Raw genomic sequence first — 17592 nt, forward strand, 5'->3', positions numbered from 1 at the left:
ATTGAAATTTCAGTATACAAAGATACTCAAGAGGAGGAATTTGGGATGAGCAAACCGGAAATCGCAAAATTGGGGCATTTTGGATTGGTATCAACGGATTTGGAGAAATCATTATGGTTCTTTAAAGAAATATTGGGATTAGAAGAAACGGAAGAGCGGGATGGCGTCCATTACCTGCGGGCATGGGGAGATTTCGAGCATCATACACTGACTATTTGTCAGGGTGACGAAGCGAAGCTGGATCATATTGCCTGGCGTACGAAAAAACCGGAGGATGTAGAAGGTTTTGCAAAAATCCTGGAAGAGTCAGGAACTCCTATCACATGGAACGAAGAAGGCATCGAAGCCGGTCAAGGCAAAGCGTTCCGTTTCAAGATGCCGAGCGGCCATACATTGGAGATCTATTACGAAATGGAAAAAACATTGGCAGATCCGAAAAGCCGTTCTGTACTGAAAAACCAGTCCCATAAATCATGGGCGCGCGGTGTATCACCGAGACGAATCGATCATGTCAATTTGCTGTCTTCTTTACCAGCCAATGAACTGGCGGATTTCCTGATGGACAAACTGGGCTTCCAGATGCGTGAATGCGTACAGGCACCGGATGGCAGTTTGGTTGGCGCCTGGTTGAGTGTCACTGCATTAGTGCATGATATCGCCATCAGCCATGACCCGAATGCCGCTTCCACCAATGAAGTCCACCACATTTCCTATTGGCTGGATAATGCACAGGACCTGCTGCGGGCAGCGGATATCCTGACAGAACACGGCATTCATTTTGTGGGGCCAGGAAAGCACGGCATTTCACAGGCTATGTATATTTACGCCATCGATCCAGGGAGTGGAGTGCGTGTTGAAATCTTCACCAACGGCTACCTGATCTTTGAACCGGACTGGGAGCCGATTGTTTGGACCCTTGACGAAATGGACGTTGGTTTCACCTACTGGGGCGACCAGACAGATACCAAGACAGAAAACAATCCGACCATTAAGGCATAAAACTAAAACCAAAATAGAGGAGGAATCATCATGGATGATCGTTTATTCCGAGATGCAATGGGCAAATTTACAACAGGGGTCACCGTATTGACGACAGAGTTTGAAAATGAGCCTGCAGGCATGACAGCAAATGCATTTATGTCGGTTTCATTGACGCCGAAGCTGGTGGTCGTATCGATTGGCCATAAAGCACGCTTCCTGGCGAAGGTGCAGGATTCCCAGAAGTTCGCAGTAAATATTCTGGCAGCGGATCAGGAGAATTATTCCCGCATGTTTGCCGGACAGGCGAAAGATGACAGCAAAGTCGCATTCGGTGAATTGGCGGGCAATCCGGTCATTCCGAACGCATTGGCGCAAGTCAGCTGCAAGCTGGTAGCGGAACATGTCGAAGGGGACCATACCTTATTGATCGGTGAAGTGCTGGATATCAAACTGGAAGAAGGCAACCCGTTGATTTTCTTCAGCGGCCAATACCATGCGTTAGCCGAAAAAGCGCCAGTCGTATAAGGGAGAGGAGAATTCGATGGATATTCAAGCAGCGGCAGAAAAGCTGAAGCAAGCTGAAAAAAACAAAGCACCGATTGCTCCATTCACATCCTCGTCAGAAGCGATTTCTGTTGAAGATGCCTACCAGATCCAATTGCTTCAAATTCAGGAAAAAGTGGAGCAAGGCGCGGAAATCAAAGGCTTGAAAGTCGGACTGACCAGTAAAGTCATGCAGGATATGTTCAATGTGGATACGCCGGATTACGGCCATATCCTGGATTCGATGATTTTCGGGCAGGGCAGCTCAGTCAATGTGGAGCAGTTTATCCAGCCGAAAGTCGAGTTTGAAATTGCCTTTGTGCTGAAGAATGAATTGAAGGGACCGAATGTCACAGTTGAAGACGTCCTGGCCGCTACTGACTACGTTGTGCCGGCCATCGAAATTATCGACAGCCGCATCGAAGACTGGAAATTCAAATTTGAAGATACAGTAGCGGACAATGGTTCTTCAGCAGGCGCGGTATTCGGCAGCAAACGCTCCTATGCGAAAGATGTGGATCTGGCAGCTGTTGAAATGAATGCTTACAGAAACGGCGAATGGTTTGATACGGCGACGGGCGAAGCGGTGATGGGACATCCTGCAAAAGCGGTGGCCTGGCTCGCCAATGCGGTAGCGGAATACGGCATCACATTGCGTGCAGGCTATTTCATTTTGGCAGGCGCGTTGTCAAAAGCGGTTCCATTTGAAGCGGATGAAAATTTTACAGCTGACTTCGGAGAACTTGGCGATGTGTCGGTATCGTTTGTAAGGGAAGGTGAGCGGGTGTGAAAAAGCTGAAAGTGGGCATTATTGGATCCGGCAATATCGGCACCGACCTGATGTATAAGATCGAACGCAACGATGCGTTGCAGATGAGTGTCATGGTGGGCATCGATCCTGAATCGGAAGGGTTGAAGCGTGCAGCTGACCGTGGTTATGAAGTGGTGGCGAATGGCATCGATGGCTTGATGGAAAAACTGGAGCTCGTTGACATCGTTTTTGACGCGACGTCTGCGAAGGCGCACAAGCATCACAGCGAACTGTTGGTGGCGGCCGGTAAAAAAGTCATCGACCTGACACCGGCAGCAATCGGCCCGTTCACTGTGCCGACTGTCAATTTGGATGAGCATTTTGAAAAACCGAACTTGAATATGGTGACTTGCGGTGGACAGGCAACGATTCCAATCGTCAATGCAATCAGCCGTGTAGTGGAAGTCGAATATGCAGAAATTGTCGCAACCGTCGCCAGCAAAAGTGCGGGTCCGGGAACACGCGCCAATATCGATGAATTCACCCACACAACTTCTAAAGCGATCGAGCAGGTGGGCGGAGCGAAAAAAGGAAAAGCAATCATCATTCTGAATCCGGCAGAACCACCGATTCTGATGCGGGATACCGTTCACGCGTTAATGGCTGCTGAAGGGCAGGAACAAGCCGTCATCAAGTCGATCAATGACATGGTAAAAGAAGTGCAAAGCTACGTTCCTGGCTATCGTCTGCGCGGAGCACCCCAGTTCGACGGCCGTAAAGTTTCGGTCTTTTTGGAAGTGGAAGGGGCGGGCGACTTTTTCCCGCCTTATTCAGGCAACCTGGATATCATGACCGCAGCAGCGGCGAAAGTAGCAAACGAAATGGCGAAGCAGCTGATGGCTGCGGAGGTTTAGGAGGAGAATCCAATGACGCAACGGTCATTTGAAATACTGGACGTGACACTTCGGGATGGCAGTCACGCTATGAAGCACGCATTTACGGAACAGCATGTCCGCGATACGGCCAAAGGGCTGGATTTGGCAGGCGTCAATTATTTTGAAGTATCCCATGGCGATGGCCTGGGTGGCTCGTCCCTGCAATATGGTTTGTCGAAAGTGGACGAGCTGAAGCTGATCGAGGCGGCAGCGGATGTCTGCAAAACGTCAAAAGTTTCGGTTCTGCTGATTCCTGGAATCGGCATTAAAGAAGACCTGCAGGAAGCAGTGAAAGCCGGGGCGAAAATGGTCCGTGTGGCGACGCATGTCACGGAAGCGGACGTTGCGGCCCAGCATATCGCACTCGGCAGGGAACTGGGGTTGAAGACGGTTGGATTTCTCATGATGGCCCATATGGCGAGTGTTGAGAAAATCGTCGAGCAGGCCAAGCTTTTTGAAAGCTATGGTGCTGAAGTGATTTATGTGACCGATTCGGCGGGATATATGCTGCCGCATGAAGTGACGGAACGCATCACGGCACTGAAGCAATCGGTGGGCTGTGAAATCGGCTTCCACGGCCATAACAACCTGTCGATGGCGATGGCAAATACGATAGCGGCGGTTGAAGCAGGCGCCACCTATATCGACGGCAGCCTGCGCGCGCTTGGCGCCGGCAGCGGCAATACACAGACAGAAGTAATGGTGGCGGTTCTGGAACGCCTTGGCTATAACACCGGAATCGATTTGTACAAAATCATGGATGTGGCGAATAAAGTCGTGGCCCCATTCATGCAGCGGCCACAGGAAATTACCGGCTCCAGCCTGATCATGGGCTACTCGGGCGTCTACTCAAGCTTCTTGCTCCATACACAGACAGCCGCAGAAAAGTTCGGTGTCGATGAACGCGACATCCTCGTGGAACTCGGCCGCATGAAGGCAGTGGGTGGACAGGAAGATTTGATTTATGATGTTGCCCAGAGTTTTGCGGCGAAGAAAACGCAATGAAAAATTTCTCTCAATAAAAAACCAATTTTATAATCTCTTGAAAAGCTGATTAATTATGAATTAATCAGCTTTTTTTAGAACAGTTTTTAAAGGTGTAAAGCAAATCCGGTGCCGTTGAAATAAAGCAATTTTATTGGTATCCCTTAAAAACCATGCCGATATTTCGAAATAAACTAGTAAATACTAGCTGGAATTCTAAGTAATTCCAATGATTTTTTACCTAGTTCTATTTGATTGAATATTCTATATTTGATGGAAAGATTTTATCTGATTAAAGGAGGCTGGTAGGTTCGAAATGTAAGGGGTTACATTAAAGCCGGTTTTTAAAACTAAAAAAGGAGAGGTGTGGACATATGAAAAAACTAATGATTCTCGGTGTATTTATTTTAATGGCTTGCTTGATGGCAGCGTGTGGAAATTCAGAAGACGGAAATGCTTCGGGAGCGGAGAAATCAACACTCCGGTATGGCCATTCTGCTCCACCGACAGATCCGGGCGGTGTTATTGCGGATAAAATTGCAGCTGATACTGCTGAAGCTACTGGGGGAGAAGTGGCTATTGAAGTGTTCCCATCAGGACAGCTGGGTGGAGAAGTAGAGATTGTAGAACAATTAAGATCAGGTTCTGTTGATATGGCATTTGTCACTGGAGGAGCTTTATCGAACTTTGTTCCTGATATCGCTGTATTGGATATGCCATTCCTTTTCGATGACTTGGACCATGCAAAAAAAGTTTTGAATGGCGAAGTCGGAAACCAAATTAAAGAAAAAGCGGCAGAAGAGGGCTTTCAGATTTTGGGGTTCTATGATTATGGAGAAGGACATCTAGCTAATACGAAGCAAGAAATTAAAGAACCTGTTGATTTAAAGGGTCTTCAGATGCGCACCTTAGAAAATGACATTTTTATGGATACGTTCAAAGCATTGGGGGCAGACCCGGTACCGATGCCGTTCCCAGAAGTCTACTCGGCTATTCAACAAGGTGTAGTTGATGGAACAGATCCGGTTAATGTTGCCATGATCGGCGGCAAACTTTTCGAAGTGACAGATTACTATACTGAGATTTCTTTGAATTACCGTTCAGGTATTTTATTGATGAACAAAGATAAATTCGATGGCTTAGAAGAAGAGACCAAAACAGAGTTGGAGACTGTGGTGCAGGACAGCATTGACCATTATCACTCGGTTGTATACCCAGAGTATGAAGAAAGCGTGAAAGAAACGCTTACAGATAATGATGTCAAGATAGTCCCTATCGAAGACGTTGATCGTGAAGCATTTGTAGAAGCGGTTCAACCGGTATATGAACAGCATGAAGCGCGGTTCGGCGATTTAGTTGAACGTATTCAAAATGAAAAATAATTTTTAAGTAGAAACATATTTGAGCAAAAGAAAGCATTTCTGACAATGCTTTCTTTTGCCGATATGGGGGGATAGCTTATGTGGAGCAAAAGTATTCGCGCATTAAATAAAGGTACAGAGAGTTTTACGATGACTTTACTGGTAATTATGGTACTGCTCGTATTTTTTCAAATCGTTTCGCGTGCTATGTTCAGCACTTCTTTTTCATGGACCAATGAGCTGGCCCGCTACATGATGGTTTGGCTTGCTTTTTTAGGTGGCGGCATTGCTTTTCAACATCGGGCGCATATTGGTATTGAAGCCATAGTAGAAAGGTTTTCAGCCCGATGGCAGAAATTCATTCAACTGGCGGTCATGCTTATTTGCATAGCGTTTTTTGTTATTTTGATTGTTACAGGTTTAGAGTTTACAACTTCATCAATGACTCAATCTTCACCGGCATTGAATATTCCCATGGGGTTGGTTTACTTGGCTCTACCTATAAGCGGTATTCTTCAAATACTTAATGTAGTTGATGTAAACCTCAACTATTTCAAATCCAAAGAAACGAAGGCGGAGAGGTGATCTTTTGATAATCACGCTTATAGTCATATTAACTGTACTTCTATTGATTAATGTGCCAATAGCCGTCGCGTTTGGTCTCGGTACTTTTATCGTCGTATTCATGTCGGGCAGTTTTGAAGTCACAACTTTGCCGAATAGAATGTTCAATTCATTGGATTCATTTCCATTACTGGCTGCGCCATTTTTTATTTTAGCGGGGAAAATTATGGAACATGGCGGGATATCCGAAAAGTTGGTGACATTCGCAAGCAGCTTGGTCGGCCATCTGAAGGGCGGGCTCGCGCACGTATCGATTATAGCTTGCATGTTCTTTGCAGCATTGTCCGGTTCGGCGGTAGCCACAACTGCGGCTGTTGGAGCAATCCTGATACCGGCCATGGTCAAAGCTGGCTACGATCGGAATTTTTCTGCGGCTGTCCAAGCAGCTGGGGGAACTACGGGAATCATCATTCCGCCAAGCGTTCCTATGGTATTGTTTGCTGTTACTGGAGGAGTTTCTGTAGGAGATTTATTCTTAGCGGGGATAGTTCCAGGTGTTCTAGTCGGCCTTTCCCTTATGGTTGTAGCATATGTCTACTCTTCAATGAAAGGCTACAAAACTACGGCTAGAGTAAACGTCTCGGGGATAGGAAGAAGTTTTATTGATTCTCTGCTGGCTTTGTTTATGCCGGTTATTATCCTTGGCGGTATTTACGGTGGAATTTTTACACCGACTGAAGCCTCTGTAGTGGCTGTTGTATATGGATTCCTAATTGGTAAATTTGTTTATAAAAAGATTGATTATGCAGTGATGAAAGAAATCTTATTAAGTACAGTAGTAATAGTTTCTTCTGTTTCGTTAATAATTGCTTCAGCTTCATTCTTCGGATTATGGCTTACTTTGGAAAGGATTCCTCATACTCTCGGAACATTAGTGGGAGGCACAAGTTTAGCGCCATTCCTGGTCATGATGCTGATTATTGTTTTGTTGCTCATAGTTGGTACTTTCATGGAACCTATGTCGGCAATCATCATTCTCACGCCAATCTTATTGCCAATTGTCATATTGCTTGGCTATGATCCAGTTCACTTCGGAATCATTATGATTGTTACTTTGTCTATAGGGTTGATAACACCGCCGGTTGGCTTAAATTTATTCATTGCAGCAAAAGTTGGCGATATTCGATACGAGTCTATAGTAAAACCAATCATTCCATTTATCTTGATTTTAATTTTAGACGTCATATTGATTGTACTGATTCCACAAATAAGCGTTGGAATTGCAAATCTATCTAAATAAATTTTGATAATGCATAAGGGAACTGTGAGAAGAAAGAATTTCACAGTTCCCTTTTAATGTTCACTTTTTAATGGCTATATGTCGAATCTACAGTTTTTGATTCGATAGAAGCGTTACTAAAGATGAAAACTAATAAAAACTACCGGAAAACCACCTTCAATACGGATAATTTCTACTCTAGTATGCTAGAAATGATTTGTGTAATATTTCAGTATATTCTACAAATTTTATTAGCTATATAAGTTGAACTAAAGAAGGAACATTATAGGCCAATTCGGCGGGAGCCCTTGGCAGTTGGCACCGCGACGTCCTGTCGCGCCACCTGCATGACCCGCATCCTGCGGGCCCGAAAGCGAAGTTGTTTTGCGGAGTATCGGCTAAAGTAAATCTTTAGTTCAATTTATACAGAAAGAAATAATTGTAAACGCATACAAAGGGGCGAAAAGAAAATGGCGAATCCGGAAATTGCGAAGTTGGGTTATGTGTCGTTGGTGACACCAGATTTAGAGGCATCCCTGCATTTCTTCAAAGAAGTGATTGGGCTTGAGGAAACGACGGAAATTGATGGCGTACATTATTTACGGGCATGGGGAGATTTTCAGCATCATACCTTATCCATTGAAAAAGGGGACAGCGGCCATGTGAAATACATCGGCTGGCGAACGAAAAACCGCAAGGATGTCGGAGAGTTCCGGGAACTTCTGGAAAATGACGGCGTAAAAGTGGATTATTACGCGGCTGGTGAAACGCCGGGCATCGGCGAAGCGATCCGGTTCCAGCTGCCAAGCGGACATACGTTTGAATTGTATTATGATATCGAACGCCCAGCGCCCGAGGAACACCGGAAATCGGTATTGAAGAACCAGACCTATAAAGCCTGGGCAAAAGGGATTTCACCGAGACGCTTGGACCACGTCAATATTCACACCTCGACGGATGCCGGCATCACCTACGAATTCCTGAAGGAGCTGGGATTCAATATGCGTGAGTATTTGCGGGATGACAATGGCGATATCATTGCAGGCTGGATGAGCGTAACGCAATTGGTGCACGATGTGGCGTTGGCGCAGAAGCCATCATTGCCATCACCGGCACGCATCCACCACATCTCCTATTGGTCAGACGATTCACAGGATATCCTGCGGGCGGCGGATATCCTCAGCGAAAACAATATCGAATTCATCGGTCCAGGAAAACACGGCATTTCACAGGCTCTTTACTTGTACGTCATGGATCCCGGCAGCGGTTTCCGCGTAGAACTCTTCACTGGCGGCTATTTGATCTTTGAACCCGACTGGGAACCGGTCGAATGGACGATGAAAGAACGGGCAGTCGGCAATACGTATTGGGGAGATTCAGTGCAGGACAAAGAATTGAACAACATCACCATCGAAGCGAAATAAGGAGAAAAGAGGCGAACTCTCATGAAAACAATCGAAATCGATTACACGAACTTGCAGCAGCACCAGCTTGAACTTTCACCGCATGTCATCGCCCTTGGATTTTTTGACGGATTGCATAAAGGCCACCGGACAGTTATCGAAGAAGCGAAGAAGAAAGCGGATTTGCTGGGATTGCCGTTGTCGGTCATGAGCTTTTTCCCGCATCCGAAAAGTGTTTTGTCGAAAGGCAAAGTGCAAGTCGATTACTTGATGCCATTGGAGAAAAAACAGCAGCGGCTGGCAGAGCTTGGTGTGGATCTGTTCTTGATTGTTGAATTCAATTTGGATTTCGCCGCCTTATCTCCCGAACAGTTTGTGCAGGATTATCTGGTGGGGTTAAGCGCACAGCATGTTGTCTGCGGATTTGATTACACGTATGGCTCTAAAGGAGCGGGAAATGTCACGACGCTTGCCGATCATGGCGGCGGCCAGTTCGGTGTAACGGAAGTGGCGAAAGTGGAAGTCTGCGGAGATAAGATCAGTTCAACGCGGATCCGCGAAAAGTTGGCGACTGGCGACATCGAGTTCCTGCAGAACATGATGGGTGAAGCCTATACCATCGAATGGTGCCCCGAAAATGGATTGCTGCCGCATTATACCTTGCCGGCAGCCGGTGAATACGTCGTCACGCTGAAATGCCATGACCGCGAAATGACCGGCATTCTGCAGGTGACGGCCGACCGGCAGATTAATTTCAACCGAATCGGCTTTATTTCAGACAGGCGCATGACCATCAAATGGCATAAGGAAGTTGAAGAAAATGTCTTCAGCTTCGCTTGATAAATCAATGGCAGAGGATGATTGGATGACGAAAAATAATCAGTTTAAACAATTACTTGAGCAGCCGAATGCATTTTTACTGCCGGGTGCTTATGACGGAATGACAGCACGGATGATCGAGGAATTCGGATTTCCCGCTATCTATGCAACCGGCGCCGGAATTTCCAACGCCCAGCTCGGATGGGCGGATGTCGGACTCACGGCGGTTACTGAAATAGCGGATGTGGTAGCGCGCATGTCGGATGTCACCAATGTGCCGATCGTCGTAGACGGAGATACCGGATTCGGCAATGCATTGAATTTGATGCGCACCGTTAAACAATTGGAGCGGGCAGGTGCTTCGGCTATCCAGTTTGAAGATCAGGTAGCTCCCAAGAAATGCGGGCATTTCGGCGGCAAGCAAGTGATTTCAAAACAAGAGATGGTCAATAAAATCAAGGCGGCCGTCGATACACGGCAAGCTGAAGACTTGTCGATCATCGCAAGAACCGATGCCCTGGCCATCTATGGCATGGAAGAGGCGATTGACCGGGCCAATGCCTATAAGGAAGCGGGAGCAGATGTCATTTTTGTTGAAGCCCCGACCACCGTTGAACAGCTGACACAGATTACGGCGCAGGTTCCGGATATCCCCCATATCATCAATATGGTTGAAGGCGGCAGCACGCCGCTTGTTTCGCTGGAAGAAGCGGAAAAGATGGGCTTCCAGATCATGCTTTGTGCCAATACCGTATTGCGTTCAGCTATCAAAGGCATTCAACAAAGCTTGGGGATCCTGCAGCAGGACAAGTCACAGGAGAACATCCATGAGTTCATCTGTACGTGGGAAGAACGGCAGGAGCTGTTCAAGCTCAAGCAGATCAAGCAATGGGAAAAGCAATACCTTGAATTTGATGTACTAGAGGAGGCGCGCAAACGATGACGAGAGAAATCGATTATGACATTGCCATTATCGGCTGTGGTGCAGCAGGAACAGCGGCGGCGCTGGCAGCTGCAGAAAAAGCGAAGGAACAGGATCAGCAATTGAAGATCGCCATCATCGAGCGGGCAGACTTTGATAACCGGGGCGGCAACTCGCGTTGGACAGCGGCGTATATGCGCATGGAGACCATCGATCAGCCGGCACCGAACTTTAAGGAAGACATGATGGCGTTCTCGGATAATTTCTCAGACCGTCAATATATTGAAACACTTTACGACCATGCCGGACCGACTTTGCGGTGGGTCGAATCGAAAGGGGTCGGGTTCGACTATTTGCCGACGATGTTTTTGACATCAGCCAAACCGCGCTTGTTGCCTGTCGGCGGCGGACGCGCCTTGATCGATACATTGTCGCTGCGTGCACGGGCACTCGGTGTGGAAATCATCTATGAAGCGACGGCCTGGAATTTGAGCCTGGATGAAGAAGGCGCAGTCGAAGGGCTGAAAATCCGCATCAAAGGCGGCAACTCGATTGATTTGAGTGTCAGTACGGTCATTTTGGCATCTGGTGGTTTCCAGGGAAGCCAGGAAATGATGGCGCAATACATCGGACGGGATGCCCATAAGATTCCGCCGGTTGCCGAAGGCGGTCTCTTCAATAAAGGTGAAGGCATCCGCATGGCTATGCAGCTCGGCGCTAAAGGGTCAGGGCAATGGGACGCTTTTCATGCCGAACCGGTCGATCCGCGCAGCAAGCGGGAAGAAGCGGGCGTCATGACATACCCGTACGCCATCCTTGTCGACCAGAACGGCAACCGGTTCGTCGACGAAGGTGCATCGACGATCGATGAACAATATGAAGCCGTGGCGCGTAAAATTTTCTATGAGTTGCCGAACCACGTCGCTTATATGATCACCGATCAGAAGTTATACGATATTCCGAATTACGAGGAAGCCTTGCAAACCGAACAGCCGCCCGTAACCGGAGAAACCATTGAAGAGCTGGCGGAGAAACTGGACATTCCTGCAGAGGTCCTGGCGAAGACGGTCGAAGATTTCAATAAGGCCGTACAGCCTGGCGAATTTTTATGGAACAAGAAGGATGGCAAAAAAGCTGTCGGCATCGAACCGCCCAAATCCAATTGGGCTGTACCGATCGATCAAGGGCCGTATATCGCTTATCCGATTATTTGCTGCAACGTCTTTACCAACGGTGGGCTGGCGACCGATGTCCATGGCCGTGTCTTATCCAATGACAACGAAGCGATACCAGGCCTGTACGCTGCAGGAGAGATGACCGGCCTTTATTACGGAAAATACCCTGGCGGTACGTCAGTGTTGCGTGGCCTTGTATTCGGCAAACGTTCAGGGGAGCATGCAGTGGAGTACATCTCATCAAACGTGAAATCTTATTCTTAATGAAAAGGGGTGGAGCTTTTGTTAACAGGGAAAGTGGCGTTGGTCACAGGCGGCGGCCGTGGAATCGGCCGTGAAACCTGCATTCTCCTTGCTTCATATGGAGCGGATGTAGCGGTTTGTGCAAGAAGTGCGGATGAATGCCAAGAAGTGGTAGATCTGATCACTGAACAATACGGCGTCCGGGCCATTGCGGTAATTTGCGATGTGGGCGACGAAGAGGCAGTGAAACAAGCAGTTGAAACGGTGGAAAATGAACTTGGTAAAGTGACGATCCTGATCAATAATGCCGGTGTCATGAGCCTCAAACCATTTACAGAAACGACGCTGGAAGAATGGAAATGGGTGCACGATATCAATGTGCATGCCCCTTTCAACTTGAGCAAAGCAGTCGTACCGGGAATGATTGAACAGAGGGACGGCGTCATCATCAATATCGGCTCGATCTGGGGGACAAAAGGCGGACCGAACAGAAGTGCCTATATCTCATCCAAGCATGCCATCATCGGATTTTCAAAAGCTTTGGGAGAAGAGTTGAAGCCGCATGGCGTCCGCGTAAATGTAGTGAATCCTGGTCCTGTCGACACCCGGATGATTGATGACTTGGGCATGGATGTCGATAAAAGCGGCTGGCTCAAGCCGATCGACATCGCCCATGTAGTGGTTGACTTATGTCTGCCGAAAATGGTCGCAGTTACAGCAGCATCGATTGAAGCGTTCGGTGCAGGACAGCCGATCGCCAGCTTACAAAAATAAAACGCGAAGGGAACGATAAAAATGACTGAATTCGTATCAGCAATCTCATCAAAAAATATCAGCCTTGAATTATCCACTAAACTATTGGAGGCTGCAGTAGAAAAAGGAAAAGAATTGGGCATGCCTTTCAGCATCTCGATTGTCGACAGAGTCGGAAACCTTAAAGCTTTCTCAGCTATGGACAATGCGCCGGTATTGAGCTTGGATATCGCACAGAACAAAGCCTTTTCAGCAGCAACTTATAACCGTGCAACACATGAATGGTATGACCGTTTGAAGGATGATCCACCGTTATTGCATGGCCTGGTACATACAGAGCGCCTGGTTATTTTCGGCGGCGGTTATCCGATTAAGATCGACGGGGAATTGATTGGCGGAATCGGTGTCAGCGGCGGCCATTACACGCATGACATGCAGGTTTGTGAAGCCGCCCTGGAAGTTGTGGAGCAGCTTAGCACAAAGGCAGTGTAAAGCGTATGGACAATTCCTATCATCTCATCATTGTCGGAGCGGGGATGGCCGGCTTATGTGCAGCGGCTGAAGCATCGGAGCAAGGAGCAAGTGTCCTGGTGCTTGAGAAGGAAGAGAAGTTCGGGGGCAGCTCCCTGCTGAGCGGACGCTACATGGCTTTTGCCGGAACCGATATTCAGCAGCGTGAAGGAATCACCGATCAAACGGAATTTCTGGTCGCTGATATGCTGGCGGTCGGTGAAGGAAAAAATGAAGTTGATTTGGTCGAGGCCTACGGGGAGCACCAGTTTGAAACCTATCAATGGCTGGTTGCCCAAGGTGTCGAGTTCCATAAAGTACAGGCGGTCAGCGGGCATAGTGTGCCGCGGGGCCATACGATCACGCCGCTTCAAGCGATTACCGCCTTATACGAAAAAGCGGAAAAATCGGGGAATGTCGTTTTCAAAACGCAGTCCAAGGTTCAGCGGCTTCGAAAAAACGCAGAGGGCCGCGTTGCGGAAGTGGTCTATGAGCACGAAGGGCAAACCTTCACTGCAACAGCGGAAAATGGAGTGCTGTTGACTTCAGGCGGATTTTCCAAAAGCGAAGAACTGCTGTCAGCATTTGCTCCGCAGTTGGATGGGGCTTTAAGGATCGGCGGCGCCGGCAATGTCGGTGACGGCATCCGGCTTGCCAGTGAACAAGGTGCCTGGCTCCGCGATTTCCCTTACCTGAAAGGCACTTTCGGTTTTCATCCGACAGCAGACGGTCCACGGAAATCTCAGGCACTGGCATTCTACAAAGGCGCCATCATCGTCAATAAATCAGCTAAACGCTTTGTCAATGAGTCGATCTCCTATAAATTGATTGGAACCGAAGCGTTGAGACAGCCGGACAAACTCACTTACCAAATTTGGGATCAGGCGATTATGGAGCAAGGTGTCGCAGGCGATGCCCTCTATGATTTCGTCAAGCTGCAATCGCTTGATTTGATTGAACAGGCAGAAACGCTTGAGGAGCTTGCTCAAAAAATCGGTTTGCCGATGGAAGATCTGAAAGAAACAGTAGCTGTTTATAATGAAGACGTCAGAAATGGCGTTGACCGTGGATTTGGGCGCGACAGCCTGACCCATCATTTCGGCAAGCCGCAGCCGATCGACCAGGCACCGTTTTATGCGATGCATACAACAGTGGCGATGCTTGCCACGTATGCGGGTGTCAGTGTCGACCGCTATACGCATGTTTTGAATCCCTATAACGAACCGATCGAAGGCTTGTACGCAGCCGGTGAAATTGCCGGAGGCTTCCATGGAGCCGGTTATATGACTGGCAGCTCATTAGGGAAAGCCGCAATCTTCGGCCGTGTCGCCGTCCAAAGCGCATTAAAGAAGCAAGCGGTTCTATAAAGAAAAGCTTCAATCAGTGGGGGGTTCTTCATCCCCGACTTACCGTTAAAGCGGGATAAAAGGAGAGGTGAGACCATTGAAAATTTGGCACCAAAGCCTGACTTCAATTGAACATGTTCCGGCTTATCGCGACGCCGTGATTGCACAGATCCAGAAAGTGGCGAGGCCGGATGTAGAGGTTGTACTGCATGGCATGTCGAACGAAACCTATCCATCCGAATACCCCGGCCATTTCATCACCTATGCCTATCTGCAGAATCTCCACCGTGAGCAATTTGTCAAAAATGCATTGATTGCTGAAAGTGCGGGCTATGATTGCATGTTCATCGGCACTATTCCGGATGTCGGGTTGATGGAAGCCCGGACGCTGGTGGACATCCCGGTGATCGGCTATGGCCAGGCGTCTTTCCATATCGCTTCCATGCTTGGAGACAACATCGGCATCGTCAATTTCCTGGAACCATTGGCCGATCAATTGCGCCAGAACGCCGATCGCTATGGCTTAGGAGGCAAGCTTGGACCGATCGTCCAGACTTCTGTCGGATTTTACGAAGTGCTGGCCGGATTTGAGAATCCGCAGCCGGTCATCGACAGTTTTATCGAAAGCGCGGAAAAAGCCATTGCACTGGGTGCAGATGTGATTGTTCCTGGAGAAGGACCGATGAATGTCTTCCTCGCGACTCAAGGCATCTCGCGGATTGGAGACGTACCGATCGTCGACTCTTTTGCGGCCGGCATCAAAATGTGCGAAACCATGACGGACCTCAAAGTGAATTCGGGAGTCACCATGACGCGCAAAGGCTATTTCAATGCCAAGCCGCCGGAAGAAGCGGTGAAAAAATTGCGCGGTTTCTACAATAAAGAAAGCGATATCCATGCCGGCCTTGATTATGGATTATCGGTCAAAGCTGGAATTCGAATTTAGTTTTAAAGCCTCCGTTACTAGCGGAGGTTTTTGGGCATCTCGTTATATCACAATAAATTATCAGTTTAATTTAAAATTTTGTATAATGGAGCTGGCTTATAAATATTTCATAAGTTTATCCATTTACTTTAGTAAATATGCTGTAGTGAAATAGAACTGTGATCAAAGGGGGATTTTGATGAGACAGTTGGAGGAATTCGAACATTTGGAAGATAAAAAGATATCGACCACTTCTGCCACATTCGGTTTATTGCGCAAGGAATTGATCGAAAATCTGGGGATGAAGCGGGCTAAGTCGTTTTTACTGCGTTATGGGTGGAATTTAGGGGAGGCTCACGCCAAAGATGTCTTAAAAGCTGGTGGAACGATAAAAGAAATGCTTGAAAAGGCAGGAGAACTGCATTTTCAAACCGGTCAAATTTCAAATTTGATTTCCAATCGTTCAGTTGAGATGGATGATCATGGCAACCTGCTGTCGATTTCGGCAAAAGGAGAATGGGTGGATTCTTTTGAGGTAGAAGAGCATGTTAAGAACCATGGGCTGTCGGCTTGTCCGGTATGCCATACGTTAACAGGATTTGGAAGCGGTTTCACTTCGACCATCATCAAACGCCGTGTCTTCATCAAAGAAGTGGAATGCCGGGGCAAAGGGGATGCGACCTGTACATTTGAAATGCGTTTAGAAGAAGACTGGGATGAGCCGGGGATGCTGGAAGAAATAGGGCTCTATGAAAAAAGCCGGTTCATCGACGAATTGAATGGCACTTATGAACAAGTAGTCGAGCATAAAAACTATATCGAAAAAGCGGCAGCCTTTCACGATACGCTGACTTCGAAGCTGTCGGATGGTGATTCAATCGAAGACATCATCGGCACGATCTACGATACGCTGAACATACCGGTTTCGATTGAAGATCTGAATTTTGAACCCCGTGTCTATAGAGGGTTGGATGAAATTGAATACCAGAATTTGAGCGATGATTTCCGGACAGCCATCAATAAAACCAAGAGTGGCAAAATCCTGCCAGCGACTTACACGGGTACCTTCATCATTCGCGGCAAGACACATAACCGCCTTGTCTCACCAATTATCGTCCAGAAGAAAGCCATTGGCTATATCACATTTTTCTACTTGGACAAAGAAATGGAATTGGAAAACGAAACGATGTTTATTCGCCGGGCCGCCGTTTCTGCAGCGCTTTTGTTCCTGAATGAAAAAACCAGTCTGGAAGCTGTGGAAAACATCAAGTCCTATTTTTTCGAACAGCTGCTGCTGAAGCAATACACGTCTGTGCCAAGCATGGTTTACCGTGGGTATTACATGGGGGTAGACTTGAAGGAGCCTTTTTACATTGCAACGTTAAAATGCTCTTCAGAACATCTTGATGTTTCCAAAGTGGAATTTTTGGAGCAGGCGATCCAATCGATTAGCCGCTATTTGGAGATGCAAAGCTATAAAATCCTGATTACGGAATACGAAGGCCATATTCTCATGCTGCTGCCTAAAGTCGATCGATTGCGCTACATGATTGAAAATATCCTGAAGCATCTGCGTCAAGAGCACCGCTATGCAGAGTTCCAAGTTGCCTTGAGCAGCGAAAGCGATTCGATTGAAACAATCGAAGAAAGCCTGGAAGAGTCGCGGGTGGCTTTAAGACTCAACTCGGAAGACCAGATTGCTTCTTTTGAAGATGTCAGCATCATCGGCTCTTTGATCAATTCAAAAAATATGCTGTCCATCCGCCGTATTGCCCGAAAAGAGCTGGAACCGATTTTTGAGCTGAAAGACCATAAGCGCGACGAACTGCTGAAAACGCTGTATGTCTTCCTGATGAATGGCGGAAACCTGCAGCAGTCCATCAGTGACTTGTCGCTTTCCATGAGCGGGCTGATGTACCGCATCACCCGGATTGAAAAACTGCTCGGCAAGGAACTGCGCAATCCGACAGTAGCCTATGAATTGTTATTGATGCTGGATGCATTGATAATACTTGGCGACATCGAGGTATAATTTTTATCAAGAAGAAACATAGAGCATTGCCTGAAGCTGAAAGACGCGGCTTCTGGCAATGCTTTT

17 protein-coding genes are annotated in these 17592 nt (G+C 47.5%); all 17 read left to right on the forward strand.

What is annotated here, in order from left to right:
• Positions 1 to 45 precede the first annotated feature (45 nt).
• Positions 46 to 999, forward strand: coding sequence for a VOC family protein (locus ACRC6Q_RS01885; protein WP_431465673.1), 954 nt, complete (start codon positions 46 to 48; stop codon positions 997 to 999).
• 30 nt (positions 1000 to 1029) lie between these two features.
• Positions 1030 to 1506 carry a flavin reductase family protein gene (locus tag ACRC6Q_RS01890; protein WP_298830732.1) on the forward strand — a complete coding sequence of 159 codons (477 nt, stop codon included), beginning with the start codon at positions 1030 to 1032 and terminating at the stop codon, positions 1504 to 1506.
• Between the two features lie 16 nt (positions 1507 to 1522).
• A complete protein-coding gene (locus ACRC6Q_RS01895) occupies positions 1523 to 2314 on the forward strand; it encodes a 2-keto-4-pentenoate hydratase (protein WP_223641279.1) in 792 nt (263 codons plus the stop codon).
• Positions 2311 to 3189, forward strand: a complete 879-nt coding sequence (locus ACRC6Q_RS01900; RefSeq protein ID WP_431465674.1) for an acetaldehyde dehydrogenase (acetylating) — start codon at positions 2311 to 2313, stop codon at positions 3187 to 3189. Before ACRC6Q_RS01895 ends, ACRC6Q_RS01900 begins: the two co-directional genes overlap by 4 nt.
• A 12-nt stretch (positions 3190 to 3201) precedes the next feature.
• Positions 3202 to 4215, forward strand: coding sequence for a 4-hydroxy-2-oxovalerate aldolase (dmpG, locus tag ACRC6Q_RS01905; protein WP_223641273.1), 1014 nt, complete (start codon positions 3202 to 3204; stop codon positions 4213 to 4215).
• A 353-nt stretch (positions 4216 to 4568) separates the two neighbouring features.
• Positions 4569 to 5576, forward strand: a complete 1008-nt coding sequence (locus ACRC6Q_RS01910) for a TRAP transporter substrate-binding protein (protein ID WP_431465675.1) — start codon at positions 4569 to 4571, stop codon at positions 5574 to 5576.
• 78 nt (positions 5577 to 5654) lie between these two features.
• Positions 5655 to 6140, forward strand: coding sequence for a TRAP transporter small permease (locus ACRC6Q_RS01915; protein ID WP_431465676.1), 486 nt, complete (start codon positions 5655 to 5657; stop codon positions 6138 to 6140).
• A 4-nt stretch (positions 6141 to 6144) separates the two neighbouring features.
• Positions 6145 to 7419, forward strand: a complete 1275-nt coding sequence (locus tag ACRC6Q_RS01920) for a TRAP transporter large permease (RefSeq protein ID WP_431465677.1) — start codon at positions 6145 to 6147, stop codon at positions 7417 to 7419.
• A gap of 449 nt (positions 7420 to 7868) precedes the next feature.
• Complete coding sequence (locus ACRC6Q_RS01925) at positions 7869 to 8822, forward strand: VOC family protein (protein ID WP_431465678.1); 954 nt, start codon at positions 7869 to 7871, stop codon at positions 8820 to 8822.
• Positions 8823 to 8843: 21 nt separating this feature from the next.
• Positions 8844 to 9641: an adenylyltransferase/cytidyltransferase family protein gene (locus tag ACRC6Q_RS01930; RefSeq protein WP_431465679.1), complete on the forward strand. Its 798-nt coding sequence runs from the start codon at positions 8844 to 8846 to the stop codon at positions 9639 to 9641.
• Positions 9622 to 10563: an isocitrate lyase/PEP mutase family protein gene (locus ACRC6Q_RS01935; protein WP_431465680.1), complete on the forward strand. Its 942-nt coding sequence runs from the start codon at positions 9622 to 9624 to the stop codon at positions 10561 to 10563. Before ACRC6Q_RS01930 ends, ACRC6Q_RS01935 begins: the two co-directional genes overlap by 20 nt.
• Complete coding sequence (locus ACRC6Q_RS01940; protein ID WP_431465681.1) at positions 10560 to 11981, forward strand: FAD-binding protein; 1422 nt, start codon at positions 10560 to 10562, stop codon at positions 11979 to 11981. The genes ACRC6Q_RS01935 and ACRC6Q_RS01940 overlap by 4 nt, the downstream gene beginning before the upstream one ends.
• Positions 11982 to 11990: 9 nt before the next feature.
• Positions 11991 to 12734 (forward strand): SDR family NAD(P)-dependent oxidoreductase, encoded by a 744-nt coding sequence (locus tag ACRC6Q_RS01945; RefSeq protein ID WP_298830708.1) that lies wholly within the window; start codon positions 11991 to 11993, stop codon positions 12732 to 12734.
• Between the two features lie 21 nt (positions 12735 to 12755).
• Complete coding sequence (locus ACRC6Q_RS01950; protein WP_223641216.1) at positions 12756 to 13205, forward strand: GlcG/HbpS family heme-binding protein; 450 nt, start codon at positions 12756 to 12758, stop codon at positions 13203 to 13205.
• A gap of 5 nt (positions 13206 to 13210) precedes the next feature.
• Positions 13211 to 14590: an FAD-dependent oxidoreductase gene (locus ACRC6Q_RS01955; protein ID WP_431465682.1), complete on the forward strand. Its 1380-nt coding sequence runs from the start codon at positions 13211 to 13213 to the stop codon at positions 14588 to 14590.
• A 76-nt stretch (positions 14591 to 14666) separates the two neighbouring features.
• Positions 14667 to 15515, forward strand: coding sequence for an aspartate/glutamate racemase family protein (locus tag ACRC6Q_RS01960; protein ID WP_431465683.1), 849 nt, complete (start codon positions 14667 to 14669; stop codon positions 15513 to 15515).
• 178 nt (positions 15516 to 15693) lie between these two features.
• Positions 15694 to 17526 (forward strand): V4R domain-containing protein, encoded by a 1833-nt coding sequence (locus ACRC6Q_RS01965; protein WP_431465684.1) that lies wholly within the window; start codon positions 15694 to 15696, stop codon positions 17524 to 17526.
• Positions 17527 to 17592 lie beyond the last annotated feature (66 nt).

This window comes from Planococcus sp. SE5232 (genome assembly GCF_050686535.1).
Classification (GTDB): domain Bacteria; phylum Bacillota; class Bacilli; order Bacillales_A; family Planococcaceae; genus Planococcus.